25 protein-coding genes and 1 pseudogene are annotated in these 25,611 nt (G+C 65.2%); 22 read left to right on the plus strand and 4 right to left on the minus strand.

From position 1 onward, the window contains the following. Nucleotides 1–3: 3 nt before the first annotated feature. From AB5Y95_RS12270 to AB5Y95_RS12340, 15 genes and pseudogenes are all read left to right on the plus strand, one after another. The gene (locus AB5Y95_RS12270) at nt 4–591 is read left to right on the plus strand and encodes a hypothetical protein (protein ID WP_368161191.1); all 588 of its coding nucleotides are present in this window, start codon (nt 4–6) and stop codon (nt 589–591) included. Then, nucleotides 588–1,958 carry an AMP-binding protein gene (locus AB5Y95_RS12275; RefSeq protein WP_368161193.1) on the plus strand — a complete coding sequence of 457 codons (1,371 nt, stop codon included), beginning with the start codon at nt 588–590 and terminating at the stop codon, nt 1,956–1,958. The genes AB5Y95_RS12270 and AB5Y95_RS12275 overlap by 4 nt, the downstream gene beginning before the upstream one ends. After that, entirely contained in the window at nt 1,942–2,298 is a 357-nt protein-coding gene (locus tag AB5Y95_RS12280; RefSeq protein WP_368161195.1) for a hydroxymyristoyl-ACP dehydratase, read from the plus strand. Before AB5Y95_RS12275 ends, AB5Y95_RS12280 begins: the two co-directional genes overlap by 17 nt. After that, on the plus strand, nt 2,295–3,998 hold the full coding sequence (locus tag AB5Y95_RS12285; RefSeq protein WP_368161197.1) for a glycosyltransferase: 1,704 nt from the start codon (nt 2,295–2,297) through the stop codon (nt 3,996–3,998). Before AB5Y95_RS12280 ends, AB5Y95_RS12285 begins: the two co-directional genes overlap by 4 nt. Then, on the plus strand, nt 3,985–5,547 hold the full coding sequence (gene hutH, locus AB5Y95_RS12290; RefSeq protein WP_368161199.1) for a histidine ammonia-lyase: 1,563 nt from the start codon (nt 3,985–3,987) through the stop codon (nt 5,545–5,547). Before AB5Y95_RS12285 ends, hutH begins: the two co-directional genes overlap by 14 nt. Continuing rightward, nucleotides 5,544–5,657: pseudogene (locus AB5Y95_RS12295) on the plus strand (acyl-CoA thioesterase); the annotation flags it as partial. The gene hutH and the pseudogene AB5Y95_RS12295, both read left to right, overlap by 4 nt. 14 nt (nt 5,658–5,671) lie before the next feature. Further along, nucleotides 5,672–6,097: a thioesterase family protein gene (locus tag AB5Y95_RS12300; protein WP_216988667.1), complete on the plus strand. Its 426-nt coding sequence runs from the start codon at nt 5,672–5,674 to the stop codon at nt 6,095–6,097. Further along, nucleotides 6,094–6,708: an outer membrane lipoprotein carrier protein LolA gene (locus AB5Y95_RS12305; RefSeq protein WP_368161201.1), complete on the plus strand. Its 615-nt coding sequence runs from the start codon at nt 6,094–6,096 to the stop codon at nt 6,706–6,708. Before AB5Y95_RS12300 ends, AB5Y95_RS12305 begins: the two co-directional genes overlap by 4 nt. Before the next feature lie 50 nt (nt 6,709–6,758). Next, complete coding sequence (locus AB5Y95_RS12310; protein WP_368161203.1) at nt 6,759–9,107, plus strand: MMPL family transporter; 2,349 nt, start codon at nt 6,759–6,761, stop codon at nt 9,105–9,107. Continuing rightward, nucleotides 9,104–9,661 (plus strand): DUF3261 domain-containing protein, encoded by a 558-nt coding sequence (locus tag AB5Y95_RS12315; RefSeq protein ID WP_368161205.1) that lies wholly within the window; start codon nt 9,104–9,106, stop codon nt 9,659–9,661. Before AB5Y95_RS12310 ends, AB5Y95_RS12315 begins: the two co-directional genes overlap by 4 nt. Beyond that, nucleotides 9,658–10,842, plus strand: a complete 1,185-nt coding sequence (locus AB5Y95_RS12320) for a beta-ketoacyl-[acyl-carrier-protein] synthase family protein (RefSeq protein WP_368161207.1) — start codon at nt 9,658–9,660, stop codon at nt 10,840–10,842. Before AB5Y95_RS12315 ends, AB5Y95_RS12320 begins: the two co-directional genes overlap by 4 nt. After that, on the plus strand, nt 10,835–11,296 hold the full coding sequence (locus tag AB5Y95_RS12325; RefSeq protein ID WP_201988271.1) for a hotdog family protein: 462 nt from the start codon (nt 10,835–10,837) through the stop codon (nt 11,294–11,296). The genes AB5Y95_RS12320 and AB5Y95_RS12325 overlap by 8 nt, the downstream gene beginning before the upstream one ends. Nucleotides 11,297–11,305: 9 nt before the next feature. After that, nucleotides 11,306–12,031 carry a 3-ketoacyl-ACP reductase FabG2 gene (locus AB5Y95_RS12330; protein WP_054545446.1) on the plus strand — a complete coding sequence of 242 codons (726 nt, stop codon included), beginning with the start codon at nt 11,306–11,308 and terminating at the stop codon, nt 12,029–12,031. Further along, a complete protein-coding gene (locus AB5Y95_RS12335; RefSeq protein WP_005297952.1) occupies nt 12,028–13,254 on the plus strand; it encodes a beta-ketoacyl-ACP synthase in 1,227 nt (408 codons plus the stop codon). Before AB5Y95_RS12330 ends, AB5Y95_RS12335 begins: the two co-directional genes overlap by 4 nt. A 164-nt stretch (nt 13,255–13,418) precedes the next feature. Beyond that, complete coding sequence (locus AB5Y95_RS12340; RefSeq protein WP_017781484.1) at nt 13,419–13,757, plus strand: DUF2541 family protein; 339 nt, start codon at nt 13,419–13,421, stop codon at nt 13,755–13,757. A 39-nt stretch (nt 13,758–13,796) separates the two neighbouring features. Here AB5Y95_RS12340 and mog read toward each other — a convergent pair whose 3' ends face one another. After that, complete coding sequence (mog, locus tag AB5Y95_RS12345) at nt 13,797–14,327, minus strand: molybdopterin adenylyltransferase (RefSeq protein WP_017781485.1); 531 nt, start codon at nt 14,325–14,327, stop codon at nt 13,797–13,799. Nucleotides 14,328–14,725: 398 nt separating this feature from the next. Between mog and AB5Y95_RS12350 the strand changes: the two genes are divergently transcribed. From AB5Y95_RS12350 to proX, 7 genes are all read left to right on the plus strand, one after another. After that, nucleotides 14,726–15,067, plus strand: coding sequence for a DUF3135 domain-containing protein (locus AB5Y95_RS12350; protein ID WP_005297955.1), 342 nt, complete (start codon nt 14,726–14,728; stop codon nt 15,065–15,067). Between the two features lie 235 nt (nt 15,068–15,302). After that, nucleotides 15,303–16,100, plus strand: coding sequence for a threonine/serine exporter family protein (locus tag AB5Y95_RS12355; RefSeq protein WP_005297956.1), 798 nt, complete (start codon nt 15,303–15,305; stop codon nt 16,098–16,100). Between the two features lie 118 nt (nt 16,101–16,218). Next, nucleotides 16,219–16,686 (plus strand): threonine/serine exporter family protein, encoded by a 468-nt coding sequence (locus tag AB5Y95_RS12360; protein ID WP_005297957.1) that lies wholly within the window; start codon nt 16,219–16,221, stop codon nt 16,684–16,686. A 24-nt stretch (nt 16,687–16,710) separates the two neighbouring features. Beyond that, nucleotides 16,711–17,202, plus strand: a complete 492-nt coding sequence (gene folA / locus AB5Y95_RS12365; protein ID WP_017781487.1) for a type 3 dihydrofolate reductase — start codon at nt 16,711–16,713, stop codon at nt 17,200–17,202. Between the two features lie 514 nt (nt 17,203–17,716). After that, complete coding sequence (gene proV, locus AB5Y95_RS12370) at nt 17,717–18,913, plus strand: glycine betaine/L-proline ABC transporter ATP-binding protein ProV (RefSeq protein WP_368161211.1); 1,197 nt, start codon at nt 17,717–17,719, stop codon at nt 18,911–18,913. After that, complete coding sequence (proW, locus tag AB5Y95_RS12375; RefSeq protein ID WP_368161213.1) at nt 18,910–20,064, plus strand: glycine betaine/L-proline ABC transporter permease ProW; 1,155 nt, start codon at nt 18,910–18,912, stop codon at nt 20,062–20,064. Before proV ends, proW begins: the two co-directional genes overlap by 4 nt. Continuing rightward, a complete protein-coding gene (gene proX / locus AB5Y95_RS12380) occupies nt 20,061–21,062 on the plus strand; it encodes a glycine betaine/L-proline ABC transporter substrate-binding protein ProX (RefSeq protein WP_368161215.1) in 1,002 nt (333 codons plus the stop codon). Before proW ends, proX begins: the two co-directional genes overlap by 4 nt. A 92-nt stretch (nt 21,063–21,154) precedes the next feature. Here the strand turns inward: proX and AB5Y95_RS12385 are convergent, their stop codons facing one another. The 3 genes from AB5Y95_RS12385 to AB5Y95_RS12395 are packed head-to-tail and all read right to left on the minus strand — an operon-like array spanning nt 21,155 to nt 25,465. Next, nucleotides 21,155–21,961: a phosphoadenylyl-sulfate reductase gene (locus tag AB5Y95_RS12385; RefSeq protein ID WP_368161217.1), complete on the minus strand. Its 807-nt coding sequence runs from the start codon at nt 21,959–21,961 to the stop codon at nt 21,155–21,157. Continuing rightward, nucleotides 21,951–23,675, minus strand: coding sequence for an assimilatory sulfite reductase (NADPH) hemoprotein subunit (cysI, locus tag AB5Y95_RS12390; RefSeq protein WP_368161219.1), 1,725 nt, complete (start codon nt 23,673–23,675; stop codon nt 21,951–21,953). Before cysI ends, AB5Y95_RS12385 begins: the two co-directional genes overlap by 11 nt. Next, nucleotides 23,675–25,465: an assimilatory sulfite reductase (NADPH) flavoprotein subunit gene (locus AB5Y95_RS12395; protein WP_368161449.1), complete on the minus strand. Its 1,791-nt coding sequence runs from the start codon at nt 25,463–25,465 to the stop codon at nt 23,675–23,677. Before AB5Y95_RS12395 ends, cysI begins: the two co-directional genes overlap by 1 nt. Between the last annotated feature and the right edge of the window lie 146 nt (nt 25,466–25,611).

Raw genomic sequence — 25,611 nt, forward strand, 5'->3', positions numbered from 1 at the left:
GCCATGATGCGCTGGCTCTCCTGGCTGGCCGGTGGTGCCCTGCTGCTCTACCCGCTGGCGGTTTACTGGGGGCTGACCCATGCCGGTCAGACCCCGCTGTTGCTCGGCTTGCTGCTCATCTTCTCGCTGCGACTCTTGCCCGGTCTGCTCAAGGGGCGAGTCCGGTTCGGCCCGCTGCCGGAGTGGCTCTGGCTGGGGCGCCTGCTGGCCTGCATCGGGCTGGGGCTGACCCTGCTCTGCGCTCTGTTCAGCGCCCGGCACTGGCTGCTCTACTACCCGCTGGCGGTGAGCCTCTGCCTGCTGTGCCTGTTTGGCTGGAGCCTGACCCGCCCCATGAGCCTGGTGGAGCGGCTGGCCCGCTTGCAGGATCCCGCTTTGCCGGCGGCGGCCATCGGCTACACCCGGCGGGTGACCCAGGTCTGGTGCGGCTTCTTCGTCATCAACGGCGCCCTGGCGGCCTTCACCATCTGGCACGGGGATCTGGCGCTCTGGAGCCTCTACAACGGCCTCGTCAGCTACCTCCTGATGGGCGGCCTGATGGGGGCTGAGTATCTGGTGCGTCGCCGCCTGCTCAAGAGGCTGACCCCATGAGCCTGCTGCAAACCCTCTGGCAGCGCGATGGTGCCCAGCCGGTGGCCTTCGGCCCGCAGGGGGAGGTGACCCTGGCCGAGCTGCGCCGCGCCAGCCTGCAACTGGCCAGGGCCATGGCCCGTCATGACGGCGCCGGCCGGCCAGGCGCGCGCTGGGCGCTCTGCTTCGACGACAGCCTGCTGTTCACGCAAGCGTTGCTTGCCTGCGCCCTCGGCGGCTATCAGGCTATTCTGCCGGGTCATCAGCGGCTGGCCGGCCTGCAGGAACTGCAGAGCCAGTTTGACGGCCTGCTCACCGACGCCGAGCTGCCGGGTGCAGCACTTGCCGTGCCTCAGCTCAGGCTGCCGCTGGCCGATGCCCACGAGGGGCTGGATGCCGCACACGGTGATCTTGCGCCTGTGCGCCTGGATATCACCCTGTTCAGCTCCGGCTCCACCGGCGAGCCCAAGGCGATCCCCAAGGCCTGGCCCCAGCTGGAGGCCGAGCTGCGGGTGCAGATGGCACTGTGGGGCGAGCGGCTGGCCGATGCCCGGGTGCTGGCCAGCGTCAGCCACCAGCACATCTACGGCCTGCTGTTTCGCATCCTGCTGCCGCTGGCCCTCGGTCGCCCGTTCGATCGCCGCACCATCGACTACCCGGAGCAGCTGGCGGCGCAAGGCGCCCCCTGGTGTTTGATCGCGTCGCCGGCGTTTCTGAGTCGGCTCGATCCGGCCATGCCGGCCACCGGCTGCCGGTTGATCGTCTCCTCCGGCGGCCCCCTGCAGCTGGAAGATGCCCAGCAAACCCGGGCGCTCTTCGGTCAGTTGCCGGTGGAGATCTTCGGCAGCAGCGAGACCGGCGGCATTGGCTGGCGTCAGCGCCACCGGGAGCAGACCCCTTGGACGGCGCTGCCCGGGGTCGAGGTGCGGGTCGGCCCGGAGCAGGGGCTGCTGCTGCGCTCCCCCTTCCTGGCAGAGGACGACTGGCTGGCCTGCGCCGATCGCATCGCCCTGCACGAGGAGGGTTTCGAGCTGCTGGGACGCCAGGACAGGATCGTCAAGCTGGAGGAGAAGCGCATCTCCCTCGACGAGGTGGAGGCGCGCCTGCAGGCCCTGGCGGAGGTGGAGGCAGCCGCCGTGCTGCCCCTGCAGCAGGGTCAGCGCCAGATCCTCGGTGCCGTGCTGGTGCTAAGCGAATTGGGGGCCGCCCGCTGGGACGAACTCGGTCAGGGGCGTTTCCTGCTGGCCCTGCGCCAGCAGCTGCGCCCATGGCTCGAGCCGGTCGCCCTGCCGCGCAGCGTGCGCCGGGTCGTGCTGATGCCCGTCAACGCCCAGGGCAAGCGCCCCTGGTCACAACTCAAGGAGCTGTTCGATGAGCCTGTCCGCTGACACGCTGCCAACCGAGCTGGGTTGCGAGGTGCTGGCCGATGGCGTGCGCCTGCGACTGCGACTCGATCCCGCACTGCCCTGGTTTGCGGGGCACTTTCCCGGCGCGCCCCTGCTGCCCGGGGTGACCCAGATCCACTGGGTGATGCACTACGCCGCCAGCAGGCTCAAGCTGACACTGCCGTTTCACGGGGTGGATCAGCTCAAGTTCCAGCGCCCGCTGCGCCCCGGGGCCGAGTGCAGCCTGCACCTGCAGTGGCAGGTGGACAAGGGTCAGCTCCTCTTCAGCTACCAGCTCGGGGATGAGCCGGCGAGCAGCGGACGGGTGCGGTTGACCCTATGAACCCTTGCCTTCTTATTCCCTGTTACAACCACGCCGGGCCGCTGGCCGCCGTACTGGCGCGGCTGGCCGAATTCAAGCTGCCCTGCCTGCTGGTCGACGATGGCAGCGAGCCCGTCGCCGCCGCCGCGCTCGATGCGCTGGCCGCCCAGCACCCCTGGGTTACCCTGCTGCGTCACTCCCACAACCAAGGCAAGGGAGGCGCCGTGATGACGGGGCTGCGCCGCGCCCATGAGCTGGGGTTCAGCCACGCCCTGCAGGTGGATGCCGACGGCCAGCACGATATGACGGATCTGCCGGCCCTGCTGGCGGAGGCGCGCCAACACCCGGCGGCGCTCGTCTCCGGCCGCCCGCTCTACGACGACTCCGTGCCCAAGGGACGCCTCTACGGCCGCTACATCACCCATGTCTGGGTCTGGATCGAGACGCTGTCGTTCGCCATCAAGGACAGCATGTGCGGCTTTCGGGTCTATCCGCTGGCGCCCACCTGCGCCCTGCTGGAGCGGGTGGCCCTCGGCCGGCGGATGGATTTTGACACCGAGGTGATGGTGCGCCTGCACTGGGCCGGGGTGCCGATGCGCTTCGTGCCGACCCGGGTCATCTATCCCGTCGACGGTCGCTCCCACTTCCGGCTTTTTCGCGACAACCTCGACATCTCCTGGATGCACACCCGGCTGGTGTGCCGCCTGCTGTGGGATCTGCTGCTGCGCCTCTGCCGCTGGCCGGCCCGTCTCGGTGCCCGGTTGACCCGGCTGTGGCGCGAGCGGCGTACCCACTGGTCGCGCACCCCGGAGCGGGGTTCATTGCTCGGGATGCAGATCATGCTGGCCAGCTACCGCCTGCTGGGGCGGCGCGGGTTTTCCCTGCTGCTCTATCCGGTCATCGGCTACTTCTGGCTGACTGGCCGCGCTCAGCGGGAGGCATCCCAAGCCTATCTGGCCCGGCTCGAGGCCTTCGCCAGCGCGCAAGGCGTTGCGCTGCCCGCCGAGCCGAGATCGAGCTTTCGCCACTTCCTGCGTTTTGGCGAGGCGGCCCTCGACAAGCTGGCGGGCTGGCGCGGAGATATCACCGAGCAGCAGGTTGAACTGGTGGGGGCTGAGCACTACCAGGCCGCCATCAACAGCGGCAAGGGAGTGTTGCTGCTGGGCTCCCACCTGGGCGATCTCGAGCTGTGCCGGGCCCTTGGCAGTCGCAAGCAGGGGCTGCGCATCAATGCGCTGGTGTTCACCCGCCACGCGGCCCGCTTCAACGCCCTGCTCAAGCAGATAAACCCTGATTCGCACCTCAACCTCATCCAGGTGCAGGAGCTGGGGGCCGATACCGCCATCCTGCTCAAGGAGAAGCTGGAGCAGGGAGAGTGGGTGGTGATCGTCGGCGATCGCACCTCGGTGACCCGGGAGAAGCGGGTGATCTGGGCCGATTTCCTCGGCGCGCCTGCGCCGTTTCCCCTCGGCCCTTTCGTGCTCAGCAGCGTGCTGGGCTGCCCCGTCTACCTGATGTTCGGCCTCAAGGAGCAGGGGCGCTTTCGGGTGCATTTCGAGCCCTTTGCCGATGGCCAGCCACTGCCGCGGCAGGGGCGCCAACAGATTCTCGCGTCCCGGGTACAGGCCTATGCCGATCGCCTGCAGCACCACTGCCTGCGCGCCCCGCTGGACTGGTTCAACTTTTTTGATTTCTGGCAGCTGACCGATGAACAAGAGTGAGATGAGCAGGGTTGTCTTCGGCGCGAAGCCGCTGACCATCGAAGACGTGGTGGCCCTGGCCGAACGCCGTGCCACCCCCGCATTGAACCCGGATCCCGCCTTCATGGCCCGCATCCAGCGGGGCGCCGACTTCCTCGACCGGCTGTTGGCCGAAGAGGGGGTCATCTACGGGGTGACCACAGGCTACGGCGATTCGGTGACCCGGCCGGTGCCAACCGAGCTGGTGCCCGAGCTGCCGCTGCACCTGACCCGCTTTCACGGCTGCGGGCTGGGGGCGGATCTCGAGCTCGATGCCGCGCGCGCCGTGCTCGCCACCCGGCTCTGCTCGCTGGCACAGGGGGTCTCCGGGGTCAGCCCGGCCCTGCTCGAGCGCCTCTGCTGGCTGCTGGAGCAGGATCTGGTGCCGCGCATTCCCGAAGAGGGATCGGTGGGCGCCAGCGGCGATCTCACCCCGCTCTCCTACGTCGCCGCTGTGCTGGTGGGGGAGCGCGAGCTTCATCATGATGGTGTGCTGCGCCCCGCCGCCGAGGTCTATCGGGAGCTGGGGGTGACCCCCCTGACCCTGCGGCCGAAAGAGGGGCTGGCGCTGATGAACGGCACCTCGGTGATGACGGCGCTGGCCTGCCTCGCCTACGCCCGCACCGAGTACCTGATGCGGCTGGCGACCCGGATCACCGCCCTGGTGAGCGTCGCCATGGGGGGCAACGCCTTCCACTTCGACGAGCGGCTGTTTGCCGCCAAGCCGCACCCCGGCATGCAGGGGGTAGCGGCCTGGTTGAGAGAGGATCTGGTGGCCGGCGAGCTGCCGCGCCACAGCGATAGGCTGCAGGACAGATACTCGTTGCGCTGCGCCCCCCACGTCATCGGGGTGGTGGCCGACAGCCTGCCCTGGTGGCGCCAGCTCATCGAAAACGAGCTCAACAGCGCCAACGACAACCCGCTGATCGATGGCGAAGAGGAGCACGTGATGCACGGCGGCCACTTCTACGGCGGTCACATCGCCATGGCCATGGACAGCATGAAGGCGGCCGTCGCCAACCTGGCCGACCTGCTGGATCGCCAGCTGGCCCAGCTGGTGGACAGCAAGTTCAACGGCGGCCTGCCGAGCAACCTCTCCGGCGCGCCGGATGGGCGGCAGATGATCAACCACGGTTTCAAGGCGGTGCAGATCGGCGTCTCGGCCTGGACCGCGGAGGCGCTCAAGCAGACCATGCCAGCCAGCGTCTTCTCCCGCTCCACCGAGTGTCACAACCAGGACAAGGTGAGCATGGGCACTATAGCGGCGCGGGATACGCTGCGGGTGCTGACCCTGACCGAGCAGGTGGCGGCCGCCTGCCTGCTGGCGGCGGTGCAGGGGGTGGAGCTGCGCCTCGCCCGGCCCACCCCCTTCACCCGCCCGCTTGGCTCGGCGCTGGCCGCCATGGTCGCGGAGGTGCGGGCCGAGTTTGCCCCGCTGCTGGAAGACCGGGGGCTCGAGCCCGAGCTGAGGGCGCTGATCGCTCGCATTCGCCAGCGCCACTATCCCCTCTATCAGGACTCTTCACTATGAGCCGTATCCAGACTACGCCTGAACCCTGGCAGATCAGTACCGAGATAGAAGTGACCATCCCGTTCCACGACGTGGACTGGGTGGCTGTGTCGCTCTGGTGGGGGCACTACTTGTGAGAACAACCATGCAGCAAGAACCCTGGCAGATCAGCGCCGAAGTCGAGGTGACCATCCCGTTCCACGATGTGGATATGATGGCGGTCGCCTGGCATGGTCACTACTTTCGCTACATCGAGCTGGCCCGCTGTGCCCTGCTCGATCTCATCGATTACAACTATCCGCAGATGGAGGCCTCCGGCTACCTCTGGCCCATCATCGACACCCGGATGAAGTACCTGGCACCGCTGCGCTTCGGCCAGCGGGTGCGGGTGCGTGCCACCCTGACCGAGTACCAGAACCGCTTGAAGATCGACTACCTGCTGAGCGACGCCGTGAGCGGCACCCGCACCAGCAAGGGTTACAGCATCCAGGTGGCGGTGAGCAAGACGAGCGGCGAGATGTGCCTGGCCTCGCCCCAGGTGTTGCTGGACAAGCTGGGGGTGAGCCAGTGAGCCGGCTGATGGGGCCGCTGCTGGCCGGTCTGATCCTGTTGCTGACATGGCCGCTGCAGGCGGCGCCCCTGAGCCGGGCCGAGGTGCAGCAGCTGCTCGCCCTGAGCCAGGCCAAGGAGGCCCGCTTCGAGCAGGAGAAGCAGGTGGCGGGGCTGAGCCAGCCGCTCAAGGCCTCCGGCGAGCTGCTGCTGGTGCGCGATCTGGGGCTCTGGTGGCAGCAGCAGAAGCCCTTCCCGCTGACCCTTGTCCTGACGCCGACGCGCATGGTGCAGCAGATGGCGGGACAGCCCGCCACCGTCATCGACAATCCCCAGCTGCTGGAGTTCAGCCAGATGCTGCTGGCGCTGTTCGGCTCGGACGAGGCGACCCTGGGCCGCTACTTCAGCATCGACTTTCACAGCACAGAGGCGGGCTGGCAGCTGGTGCTGGTGCCGACCCTGGCGCCGCTCGACAAGGTGTTTGCCAGCCTCACCCTGAGCGGGGAGGGGCAGCTGGATCAGCTGCTCATCGCCGACAAGCAGGGTGACAGCACCCGCATCCGCTTCAGCGACTGGCGCGAGCGCCCCCTGCCATTGACCCCTGAGGAGCAGGCCCGCTTTGCTGTCCACTAGTATCCCGCTGCGCCAGCGAACCGCTCCCGCCGGGACGAGGAGAGCCCACCTTGCTGCACGCTGAAACCACCTGGCGCCGGCTCGGGACCCTCTGGATCGGGCTCTGTCTGCTGCTGGCGGCTGTGCTTGCCTGGCAGCTGCCCCACAGCCGCATCAACACCAGCCTGATGGATCTGCTGCCCCACGAGTCCCGCAGCGATCTGGACCCTGCCCTGCAGCAGGGTCTGTTGCAGCAGCTCGATCGCCAGCTGGTCTGGCTGCTGAGCCTGCCCGCCGGCCAGGACGGGCGCGCGGCCGCCACCTTCTGGGCGCAGCAGCTCGGCGAGCTGCCTGCCCTGTCCCGCATCAAGGGGTATCAGCCCGAGCTGGCCCCCGCCTGGCAGCGCTATCTGCACGAGCTGGCCTGGCAGCGGCTGGATCCGGCAAGCAGGGCCCGGCTTGCCGGGGGGGCCGAGGGGTGGAGCCAGTGGGTGCTCGGCCAGATCTACTCCCCCTTCGGCGGTGTCTCCCACGCCGAGTGGCAGAGCGACCCTCTGTTGCTGACCAGGGCCGGGGTGCTGGCCGAGGCCCGCGGCCCCATGCAGCTCAAGGAGGGCTGGCTGGTGAGCCGGGACAAAGCGGGGCGCGACTGGTACATGGTGCGCGCCGAGCTGGATCTCTCCGCCTTCGACATCCAGCGCAACCAGGCGCTGCTGAGCGAACTGGCCGGGGCCGAGCAGCGCCTCGCCGAGGCCTATCCAGGCGCCGAGTTGCTGCGCCGCGGCACCCTCTTCTACAGCCAGCACGCCAGCCAGCTGGCCCAGCAGGACATCTCCACCATAGGGCTGGGCTCCATGGTCGGGGTCATCCTGCTCATCTGGGGCGTGTTTCGCTCCACCCGGGCGCTGCTGCTCTCCCTGCTGCCCATCGGCGTAGGGCTGATGTGGGGGCTCGGCACAGTGCTCATCCTGTTCGGCGAGATCCACGTCTTCACCCTGGTGATCAGCAGCAGCCTCATCGGTATCGCCATCGACTACGCCATCCACTTCTTGTGCGAGCGGCGGCTGCACGGCGACGACGAGACGCCGCACCAGACCCGACTCAAGTTGCTGCCGAGCCTGTCGCTGGCGGTGCTGACCACCCTGATCGGCTATGGCCTGCTCTGGTTCGCCCCCTTCCCCGGGCTGCAGCAGCTGGCGGTGTGCGCGCTGGCTGGGTTGTTCAGTGCCTTCATCACCGTGCTTTGCCTATTTCCGCGCTGGGCCGGCCCGCTGCCGACAAGGCCGCTTTGGGGCCAGCGCTGGTTGCAGGGCTGGCTGCTGGCCTGGCAGCAGCGCCCGCTGCTGCGCATCGGTCTGCCGCTCTGCTGCCTGCTGCTGGCGGCCCTCGGCATCAGCCGGTTGCAGGTGGATGACGACATCCGCCGGCTGCAGCCTTTGCCAGTGGCACTGCAGGAGCAGGAGCAGCGGATCCAGGCCCTCACCGGTCAGCAGGGGGGCATGCAGGGCTTGCTGGTGACGGGGGCGGACGGCGAGCAGGCACTGCAACGGCTGGAGCGGCTCGATGGCCGGCTGGCCGCGTTGAAGGCGCGCGGTGTGCTGCAGGAGTTTGTCTCGCTTGCCCGCTGGCTACCTTCGCTGGCACGCCAGCAGGAGGATGCCGCCGCCATCCGGGCCCTGTTGCCCGAGGTGGTGAGCCGGCTCAAGGCGGCCGGCCTGCCGCTGCAGCCGCCCGTGCGCGAGCCCCACTGGCTGACCCCGGCCGCCTGGCTGGCCAGCCCGGTCAGCGAGGGGAGTCGCCTGTTGTGGCACGCCCTGGCGGATGGCCGTGTCGCCATCTGGGTGCCGCTGGTGGGGGTGGAAGACGAGAGTGCCCTGACGGCGCTGGCGGCGGCCGAGCCTGGGGTCTACTGGCAGGATCAGCGCAGCCAGTGGAGCCAGCTGTTCGCCCACTACCGCATCAAGCTGGCGGAGCTGCTGTCGGTGGCCATCGCGCTGGTGGCCCTGCTGCTATGGCGGCGGATGGGGGCAGCGCGAGCTGCCCGGGTGCTGCTGGTCAACCTGATTGCGCTGGCCATGGGGCTGGCGCTGCTCGCCGCCTGCGGCCAGCCGCTCACCCTGTTCGGGGTGCTGGCGCTCAGCCTCATCTTCGGCATCGGCATCGACTACGGCCTCTTCTTCGCCCATAGCGGGAGCGGGGTGGCGCGCCAGAGTTCCACCCTGCTCGCCATCCTGCTGGCCAACCTCACCACCCAGCTGGCCTTCGGTCTGCTGGCGCTGAGTCACACCCCCGCCATCGCGGGCTTTGGTCTGGTGCTGAGCGGCGGTATCTTTACCGCCTTCCTGCTCTCGCCCCTGGTACTGGACCGGGTGCGACCGCAGTTGCCGGGGCCACATGGCCGGGAGCCAACCTCATCATGAAAGCCTTGTTCGTGTTCGTCGTCCTGCTGCTGACCGGTTGCAGCAGCCAGCCGACCCCCACCGCCTATCTCGACAAGGGGACCGTCATGACGCTGCCGGCCCCCGTGCTGGCCGCCCCCTTCTATCGCCAGCAACTGCTGACCGCCAGCGTGGGGGAGAGCAACCACCAGCTGATGACGGTGCTGGAGGCCGACGGCCACCAGCTGACCCTGGTGGGGCTGACCCCGAGCGGGGTACGGCTGTTCCTGGTGCGCTATGACCAGCAGGGGATCTCCACCCGCCAGCTCAGCCCGCTGCTCACCAGCGGCATGCCACCGGTGAGCCAGGTGCTGGCGGATGTGATGCTCTGCTACTGGCCGCTGGCCAGCTGGCAATCGCAACTGCCGCCAGGCTGGACGCTGCGTGACGAGGGGCTGCTGCGCCGGCTGCGCGCCCCCGATGGTACCCTGGTCACCGAGATCCGCTATCGCAACGCCGACGGCGTGCGCGAGCCGGTCGGCCTGCAGCAACACGTGTTCAACTACCGCCTGCAACTGGAGACCCTGAGCCAATGAGCTGTTATATCGCCGCCTATGGCCTCGTCTCGGCGCTGGGGACGGGGCGTGATGCCAGCGCCGAGGCGCTGCTGGCCTGGCAGAGAGAGGGCATCAGCCCGCTGGATCGCCACCGGGCGCCGCTGCTGGATGGCCGCCTGACTCCGGTGGGGCGGGTGGAAGGGGAGTTGCCAACCATCCCGGCGGCGCTGGCCCCCTATGCCTCGCGCAACAACCAGTTGCTGCTGGCGGCGCTGGCCCAGATCCGGCCCGCCCTCGACCTGGCGCTGGCGACCTTTGGCTGCGACCGTGTCGGCCTGGTGCTAGGCACCAGTACCGCCGGGATCGGCGAGGCCGAGCTGGCGGTGGCCGCCGCCCGGCGCGGGGAGGCCGTGCCCCCCGAGTTTGACTATCGTCAGCAGGAGCTGGGCTCACCGTCGGAATTTCTGGCCCGCCACCTTGGCCTGACCGGGCCGGCCTGGACGATTTCCACCGCCTGCTCCTCCAGCGCGCGCGCCTTCATCAGCGGCCAGCGGCTGCTGGCGGCCGGACTGGCAGACGCCGTGCTGGTGGGCGGTGCCGACAGCCTGTGCGGGCTCACCCTCAACGGCTTTGACAGCCTGGAGTCCCTCAGCTGTGCTCGCTGCCAGCCGTTCGATGAGGCGCGCCAGGGGATCAACATCGGCGAGGGGGCGGCGCTGTTTCTGTTGAGCCGCACGCCTGCGCCGCTGGCCCTGCTGGGAGCGGGGGAGTCCTCCGATGCCTGGCATATCTCGGCGCCTCATCCCGACGGGGTGGGCGCCGAGGCGGCCATGCGCATGGCGCTGGCCCAGGCGGGCCTGACGCCGGCGCAGGTGGGCTACGTCAACCTGCACGGCACCGCTACCCGCCTCAACGACGCCATGGAGAGCCAGGCGGTGCACCGGCTGTTTGGTGCCGAGGTGCCCTGCAGCTCCACCAAGCCGCTCACCGGCCACACCCTGGGGGCGGCGGGAGCCATCGAGGCCGCGCTCGCCTGCCTGTTGCTGGAGCGCGCTCTGCCACTGCCGCCCCAGCGGGTGACCACGGCGGATCCGGTCTTGGCCCCCATCCGGCTGGTGAGCGGCGAGGTGCCGCTCGCGGCGCCCCGGGTGCTCTCCAACTCCTTTGCCTTCGGTGGCAACAATGTCAGCCTGCTGTTTGGGAGCGTTCACCATGAATGAGCCAGGTTCACTGCCCGCCATCGCGACCCTGCTGCCCCACCAGGCCCCCATGCTGCTGCTGGACCGGCTCTGCGCGGCGGATGCCCAGCAGGCGCGCTGCGAGACCCGTATCGGCGCCCGCCATGCCCTGCTGCTGGATGGCGAGGGCAACCTGCCGGGTTGGGTTGGCATCGAGCTGATGGCCCAGACCATCGCCGCCTGGGCCGGCATGCAGGGGCGGCTGCGCGGCGAGCCGGTGCGCATCGGCATGCTGCTCGGCAGTCGCAAGTATCGCTGCCTGCGCCCCGCCTTCGCGGCCGGCAGCCTGCTCACCATAGAGGCGTGCTGCCTGTTGCAAGACGGCGGCATGGCCAGTTTTGATTGCCGGATCCTGCTGGAGGGGGAGGAGTGCGCCCAGGCGCGACTCTCCACCTATCAGCCGAGCCCCGGCGAATTGTCCGATTTGTTAGCCTGAGGAAGCTTCATGATCTCTAGCGTATTGGTCACGGGCGCCAGCAAGGGGATAGGCCGCGCCATCGCCCTCAAGCTGGCGGCCGACGGTTTTTCCATCGTGGTGCACTACCACAGCGATCGGGCCGGCGCCGAAGCCACCCTGGCCAGCCTGCAGGCGGCCGGCGGGCTGGGGCGTCTGCTCCAGTTCGACATCGCCGATCGCGAGGGGTGCCGCGCGCGACTGGAGGCCGACATGGCCGAGCATGGCGCCTATTACGGCGTGGTCTGCAACGCCGGCATCATCCGTGACGGCGCCTTTCCCGCCCTCACCGACGAGGAGTGGGACGGGGTGCTGCACACCAACCTGGACGGCTTCTACAACCTGCTCAAGCCCTGCATCATGCCGATGATCGGCCTGCGCCGGGGCGGGCGCATCGTGACCATCTCCTCGGTGTCCGGGCTGATGGGCAACCGGGGCCAGGTCAACTACAGCGCCGCCAAGGCGGGCATCATGGGGGCCACCAAGGCACTGGCCCTCGAGCTTGCCAAGCGCAAGATCACCGTCAACTGCGTGGCCCCCGGCCTCATCGACACTGGCATGGTGGACGAGGAGGTGAAGGCGGAGGCGATGAAGATCATTCCGCTCAAGCGGATGGGGCAGGCTGACGAGGTGGCCGGTCTGGTCTCCTATCTGATGTCCGACATCGCCGGCTATGTCACGCGCCAGGTCATCTCCATCAACGGAGGCATGGTATGAAGCGAGTCGTAGTCACCGGCATGGCCGGGGTGACCGCCTTCGGGCAGGATTGGCCGAGCGTGCGGGCCCGCCTGCAGGCGGGGCGCAATGCGGTGGTGAACATGCCGGAGTGGGCCATCTACGACGGTCTCAACACCCGGCTGGCGGCCCCCATTCCGGACTTCACGCTGCCGGCCCACTATCCGCGCAAGAAGACCCGCGCCATGGGACGGGTCTCGGCACTGGCCACCGTCGCCACCGAGCTGGCGCTGGCGCAGGCGGGATTGCTGGACAACCCGGTGCTCACCGACGGGCGCACCGGCATCGCCTACGGCTCCTCCACCGGCAGCACGGATCCCATCCGCGCCTTCGGGGTCATGCTCAACGACAAGAGCACCGCCAGCATCACGGCCACCACCTATGTGCAGATGATGCCGCACACGGCGGCGGTCAACACAGGGCTGTTCTTCGGCCTGCGCGGGCGGGTCATTCCCACCTCCAGTGCCTGTACCTCCGGCAGCCAGGGGATCGGCTACGCCTTTGAGGCGATCAAGCACGGCTACCAGACCCTGATGGTGGCTGGCGGGGCGGAGGAGCTCTGCCCGTCGGAGGCCGTGGTATTCGATACCCTGTTTGCCACCAGCCAGATGAACGACAACCCGGAGCTGGCGCCGCGTCCGTTTGACCGACAGCGGGACGGACTGGTGATAGGCGAGGGGGCCGGCACCCTGGTGCTGGAGGAGCTGGAGCATGCGCAGGCGCGCGGTGCCACCATCCTCGCCGAGCTGGTGGGCTTTGCCACCAACTGCGATGCCGCCCACGTGACCCAGCCCCAGCAGGAGACCATGCAGCTCTGCATGGAGATGGCGCTGGCCCAGGCCGGGCTCCAGCCTGAGGATATCGGCTATATCAGCGCCCACGGCACCGCCACCGAGCGCGGCGACATCGCCGAGAGTCACGCCACCGCCGCCATCTTCGGCGACCGCACCCCCATCTCGTCCCTCAAGAGCTACTTCGGCCATACCCTGGGGGCTTGCGGTGCCATCGAGGCCTGGCTGGCGCTGGAGATGATGCAGGAGGGGTGGTTTGCCCCCACCATCAACCTGACCGAGCCGGACCCAGCCTGCGCTCCGCTCGATCACGTGGTGGGCAGCGGTCGCACGCTGGCGGTGGAGTACCTGATGTCCAACAACTTTGCCTTTGGCGGCATCAACACCTCCCTCATCTTCAAACGCTGGTCCTGAGTGTCGGTGCCCTGCCTGGCAGGGCACCGGTACAGGCTGGGTTTAGCCTTGATGAATTAATATGCCCCCCGTTTTTTTCGGGAGGCATCATGTCTGTGTTATCTGCTTTTTCTTTTTCCGCCAAGCGTCTGCGCGTCATTCAGGGCGTTCTGTTATCCACCTTGTTGTGGGCGCTGGCCGCCCCGGCCATGGCCGATGATGAATTTCGGCTGGGCAAGACCATTCTGCTCGGGGTCGGCGATCATCCCGCCATCATTCCCATGCTCGCCTGCCGGCCGACCAAATCCATCATGGTCAAGGCTGGGCGGGAATTAACTCTGGAGCGGGTCAAGGTGTTTTATGGCAATGATCGCAGCAAGACCCTCTATTTCGGCAAGGATCTGAGAGAGGATCAGGAGTCGGGGTGGAAATCCCTCGGCAGCCGGCTCTGCATCAAGCGGATCGAGGTATACGGCAATTCGGAAGGGAGTCGGGCCGGGGTCAAGGTGTACGGCCGCAAATAAACGCTGGACGGGGGTTCAAATCCCCCGTCCAGTCAGCCCTTATTTCTTCGGACGGAACGGCTTGATGACGGTCTCGTCGCACTCGAGATAGGGGCCTTCCATCAGATCGATGCAGTAGGGGATGGCGGGGAAGACCGCATCCAGACATTCGCGGATGGACTTGGGCTTGCCCGGCAGGTTGACGATGAGCGAGCTGCCGCGCAGACCGGCGGTCTGGCGCGACAGGATGGCGGTCGGCACGAACTTGAGGGATTCGGCCCGCATCAGCTCGCCAAAGCCCGGCATCATGCGATCGCACACCGCCTCGGTCGCCTCCGGGGTGACGTCCCGTTTGGCCGGCCCGGTGCCACCCGTGGTGACGATGAGGCTGCACTGCTCCTGGTCCGCCAGCCGGATCAGGGTTGCCTCGATCTGCTCCTGCTCGTCGGGGATCACCTCATAAAGGGGTTCCCATTCCGAGGTCAGATAGGCGTTCAGGGTGTCGATGATGGCCTTGCCGGAGAGATCTTCGTAGATGCCCGCACTGGCGCGATCGCTGACGGTGACGATACCGATTCTTGCCTTGCTCATGGTCTGCTCTTGGTTGCCGCTATAAGTGGCAAATAAAATAACATAATCAGCAAGATATGTTAAACCAGCCAGATCGCGGCGCGAAGGCGAGCGTCAAATGGCAAACTATATTGGCCGCTTCCTTTCAATAAGACATAACATCGGCATATTGCCGTGCCAAAAATGTATAAACGAACCCGCCGCCGATATTCAGGAATAATCGCTTGATCCATAACGAATAACCGGGTCGTGGTTTTCCTGCGCCGTCATCTTTTGGCGCAGCGGGAGGGGAAAGCCGGCCTCATGGATTGAACCGCGGCGGGGTTCGGCTTATATAACACCTGAAGCGATTGGTGAAAATATGAACCGATTGTTGTTGTTTGAGCATCACCATGCAGCGGCTGGCCGCGGGAGGGCATATGGAGTTGCCTGATTTTGATACCTTGAAACGGCTGGCGGTGGCGGAGCCCGAGCGGCTCGACGAGTTGCTTCAGCAAGAGATAGAAGGGCTGATAGACAGGGTCAGTCCGCAGCAGCAAATGCGCCTGCGCGGCCTGCAATTTCGCATCGACTGTCAGCGCCAGCTGGCCAAGAACAACATGGACAGCTGCATCCGGATTGCCGCCATGATGCACGACTCCTTTTATTCCATGCGCTGTGAAATGGTTCAGCTCAATAATCCTGATTATGTTGAACCGCTACCGGAATATAAAGAGAACAACATCCTCTATTTCAGTGATTATTATCGCAAGAAAAAATAATATTATTTCGGGTGAGTCATTTTAATATATTCCCATTATTGTTGGTGGTTTCCGGGTGAGGCTATCTGACTGGCGTTGAACAGTTTGGGGTGATTTGTAATCTATTTGATGTATTTTTGTGTCGCTTTTTATTTTATTTGAGTTTGTTTATTGGCGTGATATGTGTAGATGAACGGCGCCGATAGTTAGGCTAACATGGCGACACTTTTTTAATTTGCTACGACTCGAAGGGATTATGAGAAGTATCACACCAAGGCGGGTGCTGTCGCGGGAACAGCAGACGGAGATCACCCGGATCATCGTCAAGGTGGGCCAGATGCTGGCCCAGTTCGGCGCCGAGAGTCGCATCATAGAGCAGACCACGGTCCGGCTCGGCATGGCGCTCGGGCTGGAGAGCGTCGAGATGGCCATCTCCTCTAGCGCCATCGTACTCACCAGCCTCTATCAGGGCAGTTGCGTCACCACCACCCGGCGGGTGCGCGAGCACGGCATCAACATGCAGGTGGTGTGCGAGATCCAGCGCATCTGCATCATGGCGGAGAAGGATCTGATCGGCGCGCGGGAAGTGCGTCAGCGCCTGGAGGCCATAGTACCGTTTCACTATCACCCCTGGCTGGTGGTGCCCATGGTGGGGCTCTCCTGCGGTGCCTTCAGCCTGCTGTTTGGCGGTGACTGGCCCATCTTCCTGGTGACCTGCTTCTCGGCCTCGGTCGCCATGCGGGCACGCCAGCTGATGGCGCGTCATCACCACAGCCCCCTCATCAATTTTGCCACCACCGGCTTTATCGCCACCCTGCTCGCCTCCAGCGCTACCTTCTTCAACTGGGGGGCCCAACCCTATCTCGCCATGGCGGCCAGCGTACTGCTGCTGGTGCCGGGCTTTCCGCTCATCAATGCTGTCTCCGACATGGTGAAGGGCTACTTCAACATGGGGCTGGCCCGCTGGGGCACGGCGACCCTGCTCACCATCAGCGCGGCGATAGGCATCATCCTCGCCATGTCGGTGACCGGTATCTGGGGGTGGAAGGTATGAAGAGCTTTGACGCTGTATCGACCCTGCTGCTCGGGGCAAACCGGCTATCCATCAGCGCACGGAACCATATCGGCATCATCCTTGCCATCTCGGTGACAGGAAGCTGGGGGAGGGAGCGATGATGGATCTACTCTGGCTGCTGGCCAAGGACGCCTTCTGGTCGGCCATTCCGGCGGTGGGCTTTGCCATGCTGTTCAACGTGCCGCCACGGATGTTGAAGTACTGCGCCATGGGCGGCGCCCTGGCTCACAGCCTGCGCACCCTGCTCATTCACCATGGCATGCCCATCGAGTGGGCCACTCTGGCGGCGGCGACCACGGTCGGTTTTGTCTGCGTCTACTGGTCGCGCCGGCTGCTGGCGCCGCGCCCTGTGTTCAGTGTCGCCTCCATCATCCCCATGATCCCGGGCAGCTACGCCTTCAAGGCGATGATCGCCGTGGTGGAGCTCAATATCTCCGGGGTGACCATGGAGCTTATCCAGAGCGCGGTGGAAAACGGCCTCAAGGCGTTGTTTATCGTGGGGGCCCTGAGTTTCGGTTTGGCGATCCCCTCTCTGGTCGTGTACCGTAATCGCCCCATTATCTGACAGACGGTGCGAGAGGTTGACCCCATGATGATTTCCATGATTGCCGCCATGGCCCACGATCGGGTGATCGGCCTGGACAACCAGATGCCCTGGCACCTGCCGGCGGATCTGGCCCACTTCAAGCGGGTGACCCTGGGCAAGCCGGTGCTGATGGGGCGCAAGACCTTTGAATCCATCGGGCGGCCGCTGCCTGGCCGCCGCAATCTGGTGATCAGCCGCAACCCCGACTACCGGGCTGACGGCGTGGAGGTCATCGACTCGGTGGACGCGGCGCTGGCGCTGCTGGCCGGCAGCGATGTTACCGAGCTGATGGTGATCGGGGGCGGTCATCTCTACGGCCAGCTGCTGCCACGGGCCGACAGACTCTATCTGACCCGCATCGATCTGGCGGTGGAGGGGGATACCCGTTTCCCGGCCTTCGACGAGGGCGACTGGTCGTGCATCGAGCGCGAGTCACATCAGCCCGACGAGAAGAACCCCCACCCCTACCATTTCGAGACCTGGCAGCGGCGCTGACGGCTGGCGGATTTCCCCGGTTGATGAAAGGCCCCTTGTGTTGCACAAGGGGCCTTTTTGCTGTCCGGGACAGGGATTGAATACCCAGGTATTGCGATGTGCCATAGCGTGGACACGCCACACCTCAGGCCTCTATTTCACAGTGGAAGTGTGGCAGCGAATGACAACATTATAGTTAGTGTTGTAACTAAATGTGTTGGCCCTCTAATGAGAGACATGTTCCCTCCTTTTCCCTCCCATTATTGCTCTGTTTTTCTCGCGTTACATGCCTATCTGTCGTTGATTTTGATGGGGTTGTATTGATTTATTCGGTTGGGATGACAGGGTTTCATTACACCTGAGTGCATTTTTATGCCTAAAAATAGTCTTTAAAAATCAATAAATTAAAAATTAATCCTTTTACTGAGACTCTTATGGTTCTTTTGTTTTTGTTGTTAATTGCTTAGGGTTAAAAGTAATTGGCTCACGTTCGACGGTTTGCCAGGCAGCCCGTCGGCCAAGAAAAAAGGACAATATGACAGTCAAACTCGAGGTCAAATCACTCTACAAAATCTTCGGCGATCAGCCGGAAAAAGCGTTCAAATTGCTGGCCAAAGGCCATGACCGCGCCAGCATACTGCAAAAAACCGGGCAGACCCTGGGGGTCCAGGATGTCAATCTGGCCATCGACGAAGGGGAGATCTTCGTGGTGATGGGCCTCTCCGGCTCGGGCAAATCCACCCTGGTGCGTCTCTTCAACCGGCTGATCGAGCCGACCCGCGGCCAGGTACTGATCGATGGCGAGGACATCGCCGCCATCTCCGACAGTGAACTGCGTCAGGTGCGCCGCAAGAAGATCAGCATGGTATTCCAGTCTTTCGCCCTGATGCCGCACCTGAGCGTGCTGGAAAACACCGCCTTCGGGCTGGAGCTGGCCGGTGTGCCGCTGGCGGAGCGCCAGCAGAGCGCCCGTCAGGCGCTGCAGCAGGTGGGGTTGGAGCAGTGGATCGATGCCTTCCCCGATGCCCTCTCCGGCGGCATGAAGCAGCGGGTCGGGCTGGCCCGGGCCCTTGCCAACGACCCCGACATCCTGCTGATGGACGAGGCTTTTTCGGCGCTGGATCCACTGATCCGCACCGAGATGCAGGATGAGCTGCTCAAGCTGCAGGCCAGCCAGCAGCGCACCATCGTCTTCATCTCTCACGATCTGGACGAGGCGATGCGCATCGGCGATCGCATCGCCATCATGCAGGACGGCCAGCTGGTGCAGGTCGGCACCCCGGACGAGATCCTCAACCAGCCCGCCAACGACTATGTGCGCGCCTTCTTTCGCGGGGTGGATCTGGCCCATGTATTCAGCGCCCGCGATGTGGCCAGCCGCAAGCAAATGCCGCTTATCAAGAAGCACACCACCGATGGACCCGGTAACGCCCTGCGCCAGCTCAAGGAGCAGGAGCGGGAGTTCGGTTACGTGGTGGATCGCCGGCGCCGCTTCATCGGGGTCGTCTCGGTGGAGTCGCTCGGTCAGGCGGTCAGGGCCAAAGGCAGCCTGGAGCAGGCGCTGCTGGCGGACATCCAGCCCATCCTGGCGGACACCGCCCTCAACGAACTGATCAGCCAGGTGGCGACCGCCCCCTGTCAGGTGCCCGTGGTCGAGGAGGATGGCACTTATCTCGGCCTCATCTCCAAGGCCAACCTGCTGAACACCCTGGACAGGAGTACCCCGGCATGAAGCGGATGAATCCCCATTTTTTACTGAGCGGGCTGTTGGCCCTGGTGCTGCTAGCGAGTCCCTCCCTGCGGGCCGATGAGGTGGCGGCAGACCCCTGGGGCGCCACGGCTTCCAGTGCCACCAAGGTGGCCGATCCCTGGAGCGATACCGCCACCGCCGCCACCGACTGGCAGAACCAGATCGAAGCGGTGGATACCACAGCCGCAGTCGACTGGCTGGATCCCTTCCAGCAGGCGTTGGTGCCACTGGACAGCTGGGTCGAGGGGGGCATCGGCTGGCTGGTGGAGAACCTGCGACCGCTGTTCCAGCTGATCCGCGCGCCGGTGGAGCTGACCCTGAACGGCATGACCCATCTGCTGCAGACGGTGCCCTCCACCCTGATGATCGGCCTGCTGACCCTGATCGCCTGGCAGCTGGTGAACGGCCGCATGGCGCTGGGGACCCTGGTCTCGCTGGTGATGGTGGGGCTTATCGGCGCCTGGTCCGATGCCATGGTGACCCTGTCGCTGGTGCTGACCTCGCTCTTTTTCTGCGTCTTGCTCGGGTTGCCGGCCGGTATCCTGCTGGCGCGGAGCGAGCGACTGTCGCGCTGGACCCGGCCGTTGCTGGATGCCATGCAGACCACCCCGGCGTTCGTCTACCTCATCCCCATCGTGATGCTGTTCGGCATTGGTAACGTGCCCGGGGTGGTGGTGACCGTCATCTTTGCGCTGCCGCCGATGATCCGGCTCACCATGCTGGGCATTCGCCAGGTGCCCGCCGATCTGGTGGAGGCGGCCCACTCGTTCGGTGCCAGCCCCTCCCAACTGCTGTTCAAGGTGCAGTTGCCGCTTGCCATGCCCACCATCATGGCCGGGGTCAACCAGACCCTGATGCTGGCGCTCTCCATGGTGGTGATCGCCTCCATGATCGCGGTAGGGGGCCTCGGCCAGATGGTGCTGCGAGGTATCGGCCGGCTTGACATGGGGCTCGCCTCCATCGGCGGCCTCGGCATAGTGCTGCTGGCCATCGTGCTTGACCGCCTGACCCAGGCGATGGGACAGCCGGATCGCAGCCGTACCGGACGCTGGTATCAGCGCGGCCCCGCCGCCCTGCTGCTGCGCCTGCTTGGCCGCAACAAGTCAATCGATTACAAAGGAGTAAACGCATGAGACTGATCACCAAGACGCTGACCCTGGGCTCCCTGCTGTTGAGTGCCCAGCTGTTCGGTCCGCTCGCCATGGCCAGTACCGAGCTGCCGGGGGAGGGGGTGCGCGTTCAGCCCTTGCAGAGCTCCTTGCCGGAGGAGAGCTTTCAGACCCTGCTGGTCAGCAAGCTGATGGCGCGCCTCGGCTATGACGTCCAGCCGGCCCAGGAGGTGGACTACAACGTGGCCTACGCCTCGGTGGCGCAGGGGGATGGCACTTTTCTGGCCTTCAACTGGATACCGCTGCAGAACAACAAATATGAGCAGGCGGGGGGTGACAAGGTGTTCTTCCGTGAGGGGACCTATGTGGCCGGGGCCGCCCAGGGTTATCTCATCGACAAGCAGACCGCGACCCGCTATGGCATCACCAACCTGGGACAGCTCAAGGATCCCAAGCTGGCGGCGCTGTTTGACAGCGATGGCGACGGCAAGGCCGATCTCATCGGTTGCAACCCGGGCTGGGGCTGCGAAGAGGCGATCAACCGCCATCTGGCCGAGTTCGGGCTGACCCCCACCGTCACCCACAAGCAGGGCAACTATGCGGCGCTGATCGCCGATACCCAGGCCCGCTTCAAGAGCGGCAAGCCGGTGCTCTACTACACCTGGACCCCCTACTGGCTCAGCAGCGAGCTGGTGCCCGGCCGGGATGTGATGTGGCTGCAGGTGCCCGCCGATGGCCCTGATGCGGCCAAGACCCGGCTGCCGAACGGCAAGAACTACGGCTTCCCGGTCAACACCATGCACATCGTCGCCAACAAGCGGTTCGCCGAGGCCAACCCGGCGGCCGCCAAGCTCTTTTCCATCGTCAAGCTGCCACTCAATGACATCAACGTGCAGAACGGTCTGATGAACAAGGGGCAGAACAAGCCGGCGGATGTGGAGCGTCACGCCGATGCCTGGCTCAAGGGCCACGAGGCGCTGGTGAACGACTGGCTGACCCAGGCGCGTGCCGCCGCCAGGTAATGAGGGGCGGTAGCTCGCTTTTTTGCGCAAAGAAAAACGCCCGGCAGTTGCCGGGCGTTTTTTATGGGAGCCGTGCGGGTGGAACGTCTGGCTCAGATGCCGGAGCCGTCGCTCTCGCCACCTTCCTCATGCAGGCCGCACTCGCGCTTGAGGCCGAAGAAGCGGGTCTGCTCCTCGCTCATGCCGGGCTCCCACTTGGCGGTGGTGTGCACGTCGCCGACCGAGAGGTAACCCTGCTCCCACAAGGGGTGGTAGGGGAGGTCGAACTCCTTGAAGTAGTAGAAGACGTCCTTGTTGCTCCAGTCGATCACCGGCAGGAACTTGAAGCGACCGCGCTGGATGGCCAGCACAGGCAGCTTGCCCCGGCTGCCGGATTGCTCCCGGCGCAGACCCGAGAACCAGGTGCGGGCGCCGAGCTCGTTCAGGGCGCGGTCCATCGGCTCCACCTTGTTGAGCTGGTTATAGCGGGTGATCCCCTCCACCCCCTGTTCCCACAGGAGGCCGAAGCGGGCCTCCTGCCAGGCTGGGGTGAGCGCGGCCCGGTAGATCTTGAGGTTGAGGGCGAGCCGCTCGGTCAGCTCGTCGATGAAACGGTAGGTTTCGGGGAAGAGATAACCGGTATCGGTCAGCACCACGGGCACGTCGGCCCGCTCGCGGCTCACCAGGTGCAGCATGAGCGCCGCCTGGATGCCGAAGCTCGACGACAGCACATGCTCTCCCGGCAGGTTGGCTAGGGCCCAGCGCACCCGCTCGGGGGCGCTCATGGCGTCCAGCTCTCGGTTGAGGGGGGCCAGCGCCTCGACCTGCTCCTCCCGGCCCAGGGCCAGCAGGGCGTCAAGGTCGAGCCGGCCGTCGGCGGTGCGCGCCAGCCGCTCTGTATCTGTCTGTTCAGACTGCATAGAAGTCCCTCGCGGAGTCGATGACCGGGGCTATGATGCCGGCGCGAATGACGAAATCGCCGAAGCACTCGCCCGGGTTGCGATCCTTGGCCCAGCGGCCGATTAGGCTATCTAGCTCGGCCAGGATCTGCGGCTCGGTGATGTTCTCCAGGTGCAGGCGCGGGATGCGGGTCCCCTCCAGGTTGCCACCCAGGTGCAGGTTGTAGCGACCCGGCGCCTTGCCCACCAGTCCCACCTCCGCCAGCATGGCGCGGCCGCAGCCGTTGGGGCAGCCGGTGACCCGGAAGATGATGGCGTCATCCGCCAGACCGTGTTTGGCCAGCAAGCCTTCGATGTCGGTGACAAACGCCGGCAGCATACGCTCGGCCTCGGCCATCGCCAGCGGGCAGGTGGGCAGGGCCACGCAGGCCATGGACTGCTTGCGCTGCTCGCTCACGCCGTCATCCAGCAGGCCGTACTGGCGCGCCAGCGCCTCGATGCGGGCCTTCTCGCCGGCCGGGACGCCGGCGATGATGAGGTTCTGGTTGGCGGTCAGGCGAAAATCCCCCTGATGCACCTTGGCGATCTCCAGCATGCCGCTCTTGAGGGGCTTGCCCGGGAAGTCCAGCAGGCGGCCGTTCTCGATGAACAGGGTCAGGTGATGCTTGCCGTCGATCCCCTCGACCCAACCGAAGCGATCGCCACGGCTGGTGAACTCATAGGGACGTACCGGCCCGAACTGGATACCGGCACGGCTCTCCACCTCGGCTTTGAAGGCCTCGACGCCGACGCGCTCGAGGGTGTACTTGGTCTTGGCGTTTTTGCGGTTGACCCGGTTGCCCCAGTCGCGCTGGGTGCTGACCACGGCGGCCGCCACCTCCAGCACGTGGGAGAGGGGCACGAAACCGAAGTCGCTCGCCTTGCGCGGGTAGGTGCTGGTATCGCCGTGGGTCATGGCCAGACCCCCGCCCACCAGCACGTTGAAGCCCACCAGCTTGCCGTGATCACTGATGGCCACGAAGTTGAGATCGTTGGCGTGGATGTCCACGTCGTTGTGGGGCGGGATCACCACGGTCGTCTTGAATTTGCGCGGCAGGTAGTTGGACCCCAGGATAGGCTCCTCGTCCTCCCCCAGCTTCTCACCGTCCAGCCAGATCTCCACGTAGGCGCGGGTCTTGGGCAGCAAGTGTTCGGAGATCTTCTTGGCCCACTCGTAGGCCTCCTGGTGCAGCTCGGACTCCACCGGGTTGCTGGTGCAGAGCACGTTGCGGTTCACGTCCCCCGCGGTGGCGATGGAATCGATGCCGGTGCTGTTGAGGGTCTGGTGCATCAGCTTGATGTCGCGCTTGAGCACCCCGTGGAACTGGAAGGTCTGGCGGGTGGTCAGGCGGATGCTGCCGTACAGGCTGTGTTCCTCGGCAAACTGGTCGATCACCAGCCACTGGGCAGGGGTGATGATGCCGCCCGGCAGGCGGGCGCGCAGCATGACGTTGTGCAGGGGTTCCAGCTTCTGGGCGGCGCGTTCCGGGCGAATGTCGCGGTCATCCTGCTGATACATGCCGTGAAAGCGGATCAGCTGGAAGTTGTCGCCGTTGAAGCCGCCGGTGAGCGGGTCCTTGATATCCTGCTCTATGGTGCCGCGCAGAAAGTTGCTCTCGCGTTTCAGACGTTCGTTGTCGGCCAGCGGTCCTTCCACTGGTCCTGCTTTTTGGTGAGAGAGAGGTTGTTTGCTCATCAATAGACATCCCTTTGATAACGTTTGGCACGACGCAATTCGCTCAGATACTCTTCTGCTTCCTCACGGCTCTTCTGGCCATGTTCGGCAATCACATCCAGCAGGGCTTCCTGCACATCTTTGGCCATATGATTGGCGTCGCCGCACACATAGAAGTGAGCGCCTGCTTCCAGCCACTGGTAGAGCTCGAGCCCCGCCTCGCGCAGGCGATCCTGCACATAAATCTTGTTGGCCTGATCCCGGCTGAAGGCCAGGGAGATCTTCGACAGCAGGCCCGACTTCACATAACGCTGCCACTCCACCTGATAGAGGAAATCCTGGGTAAAGTGGGGGTTGCCGAAGAAGAGCCAGTTCTTGCCGTCGGCCCCTTGAGCTTCCCGCTCCTGCAAGAAGGCTCGGAAGGGGGCGATGCCGGTGCCAGGGCCCACCATGATGACGGGGGTATCGGGGTTATCAGGCAGGCGGAAGTTGTCGTTGTGCTCCACGAATACCCGCACCTCGGCATCTTCCGGCAGACGGTCCGCCAGATAGGAGGAGGCGGCGCCGCTGCGCACAGTGCCATCTTCCTGCGGGTAGCGCACCACGCCGACGGTCAGGTGCACCTCCTCTTCCACCTCGCTCTGGCTGGAGGCGATGGAGTAGAGGCGTGGAGTGAGCGGGCGCAGCAGGCCGATCAGTTGTTCGGCGGTGAGCGCGGTCGGGAAGCGTTTGAGCACATCCACTACCTGGGCGCTGGCCACCAGGGTGTTGACCTGGGCCTTGTCACCGGCCAGATCTTTGAGTGCCGCGTTGTCCGAGATCTCTGCCAAGCCGGTGATAAAGCCGCCGTGCAAGCGAGTCAGCTCCAGCTCGCGGCTGAGCACCTCGCGCAGGCTGCCGCGGGCGGTGGCCTCGTCGCCGGAAAGATGAGCCAGCGCCAAGACCTCACCGACCAGATCGGCATCGTTGTCAAACCAGATGCCCAGCGCATCCCCCGGCTGGTAGCGGATGCCGGACTCTTCGAGGCTGATCTCGATGTGGCGGATATCCTTGGTCGAGTCGCGACCGGTGATCTTCTGGTTGACCGAAAGCCTGGCCGGGAAGGGGTTCTCCTTGCTGTACTGGCTGTGGCCGACAGCCTGCTGTACCGCGCTGGCCACGCTGCTGCCGGCAGGGCCGGCAGAGAGAGTGGCGGCGATGGCGTTGAGCGCCTGTTCGCCCCATGCCTTGGCGGCATCCTGATAATCCACGTCCAGGCTGGCGAGTTCATGCACCCGGTCGGCGCCGGCCTTGGTCAGCAGGCTGTCAAAGTCCTTGCCGGTCTGGCAGAAAAATTCATAGGAGCTGTCACCCAGCCCCAGTACGGCGAACTTGAGCCCTTCCAGCTTGCCGACCTTGCCCTTCTTGAGCTGCTCGTACAGATCGACCGCGCTCTCCGGCGGTTCACCCTCCCCGTAAGTGCTCACTACCACCAGCAGGTGGGTCTCTTTCTTGAGCTGCTTGGGTTTGTAGTCCGCCATGGAGGTGAGGGTCACCGGCAGGCCACGGGCTTCGGCCTGCGCCTTGATGGCGCTGGCCACGCCCTTGGCGTTGCCGGTCTGGGAGCCGTAGAGAATGGTCAGATTGCCGCTAGGGGCAGTGGCGGCTGCGCCGGTCACGGCCGGCTGGCTGCCCGCCTGGGAGAGACCGTAGAGATAACCGCTCACCCAGGCAAGTTGCTGGGTGTTGAGGGTCGATAGCGCCTGGCTCAGCAGTCGTTGCTGCTCGTCAGAGAGGGGAGTCAGGTTGGTCAGGGAGTCCTTCAATTGCATCACACATGTCTTCCATGGTCTGATTTTTGGTCAGGTTAAGGGGTGTGATGGATAACAACAAAGAATAAAAATGTCTTTTTTATTCTATTACTGCATTAAAAAGGCGATGGAGAGGGTCGCAAGGCGACTCAGGTCGACAGGGTTCT

The sequence above is a fragment of the Aeromonas sp. R5-3 genome (assembly GCF_040908225.1).
Taxonomy (GTDB): Bacteria; Pseudomonadota; Gammaproteobacteria; order Enterobacterales; family Aeromonadaceae; genus Aeromonas; species Aeromonas dhakensis.